The organism is Mucilaginibacter sp. OK098 (assembly GCF_900142915.1).
GTDB lineage: Bacteria > Bacteroidota > Bacteroidia > Sphingobacteriales > Sphingobacteriaceae > Mucilaginibacter.
Window position 1 is genome coordinate 1 of the sequence record NZ_FRCM01000021.1, and the last position, 1,820, is coordinate 1,820.

Consider the following 1,820-nt stretch of genomic DNA (forward strand, 5'->3'; position numbering starts at 1 on the left):
GCCGGGCTTACCCTTCGCAGCTTATTTCCGGCTGCATCATACGTGTAGGTAATGGTTTTGCCACCTGTTATGCTTTGCGGCAGGTTGAGCAGGTTATAGCCTATAGTAATGCCCTTGCTGTTATCGATTCTTACGTTTCCGTTGACATCATGCACATAGGTATGGCTGCCGGTGGGGTATCCGGCAGCTCCTGCATCCAAAGACCGGTCTGTTATGCTCTGCAACTGGTTGGTGCTGCCGTATGCATAGGCCAGACTGTCAATTACAAAGTATAAGCTAGGTATCTAGTAAATTATGTTAGCGGCCCATTTACTCTTAACATATAACTATCAACATTTCGAACGCCATTGTAATAATCGCGTAACCTTTGCTCAACATGATCGTGCTCCCACGCAGCAAACCTTTCCAACCCAACGCAGTCTTCAGGCGAAACTTTTTTAATATTGTTTCCCTCCACAAGAATTATAGAACAATCGTTTGGACGACCAACTTCTTGCTTGAAAAATGGAACCGGCGCTTTAAGATTTTCTGGAAGTTCTTTAATACCAATTTTTTTCCAATGCCCTTTGGTGACCGCGTCTTTAATAACCATTAATTTGAAGAGAACAGCAGACTCTTCAATTGAATTCAAATCAACTATTTCCGAATCTGTTTTGAAATCGTAAAAAGCGTAAACAGAACGATTAATCATTCGACCATAAGTATGATATGTGTCGTCAATAGGCACCCGCACAAATGCCCCAATAGTTTCCTTTTGTCTCATATGTTAAAAGTTAAATTTATAAACCAGTATATTTGTATAATCCCCCAAATCGTAAAGTTGCAGCGGTATGATATACTCTTCCTAATACATTTCTTTTATCCACTCCTCTGATAAGGTTTCCAGATGTTCCATTATCTGATTTCGCTCGTCCAAAATAGTCAATTAATTGTTGTTCCCTCCCTCTAATTGCTAATCTGTTGGTGGAACTTTTATCTAACACTGCTGGACCATAACCTTCAATGTGATGTGTGGCGTCCCTTCTTCTTAAGATAATATCGTCTGATTCGTTGATACCCCCTGATGTACGGCCACTATAAATAGTTACTGAGCCGTCAGCATTTGTTTTTGACTTAAGATAAGTAAGGTATTTACGTTTAAAATCGTCTTGATTTGACTGAACACCGCTTTTGTTAAAATGACTTAAATCAAATTGATCGTCAGAAGCATTTTGTTGTTGATCAGTGTGAATAGGCCCATTTTCGTCGGCCATTGGTTCTGGTGTGAAAACTAACACAACGGTACTAGCTAGCCTTTCAACGAACGTTATTATATCTAATGTTTTTTTTACAAGCTGTCCCGATTCATTTACAGAATACTCTGTTGATAATTCTGTGGCTTTCTTCGCCTCAGCATCTACTGTAGCATCTCTTCCATGGTCCTGAAGATTACCTGCAAATGAGGCGTACGGATTTTTCGCCTCTTCAAAGCCTTGTTTTTCATCAGCCCACCTCTGTTCATCTGCTTCAATCTCTTCGTGAGTCTCTTGTCTCATCCCATCCGGATCAATAAACCTAATCGGATTATTCTCCACATAATTATAAGGCGACCCTCTTCCGCTAATTTCAGCTAATGGATCGATCGTACCCCACCTTGCCACCACTGGGTCATAGAATCTTGCGCCATAATCAAGTTCCCCTAACTCCTCCTGCAGCTCTTTCTTATTGTAAAGATATTCATTTTTGGGGTATAATACATTCCGGTTAATTTCCATGCCAAATGGCAGGTAGTCATCATTTTGATAAGATACCACAGCGCCTGTTTTTGTACCAAAGGTTAC

General features: G+C 40.5%; 2 protein-coding genes and 1 pseudogene. All 3 read right to left on the reverse strand.

Annotated elements, in window-relative coordinates; all coding sequences use genetic code 11:
- Nucleotides 1-224: pseudogene (locus BUE31_RS30470) on the reverse strand (hypothetical protein); the annotation flags it as partial.
- Nucleotides 225-292: 68 nt separating this feature from the next.
- Entirely contained in the window at nt 293-763 is a 471-nt protein-coding gene (locus BUE31_RS30475) for an immunity 26/phosphotriesterase HocA family protein (RefSeq protein WP_073407706.1), read from the reverse strand.
- Between the two features lie 16 nt (nt 764-779).
- Nucleotides 780-1,820, reverse strand: a 1,041-nt coding sequence (locus tag BUE31_RS31370) for an RHS repeat-associated core domain-containing protein (RefSeq protein WP_200802016.1), incomplete at its 5' end; no start/stop codon positions are given.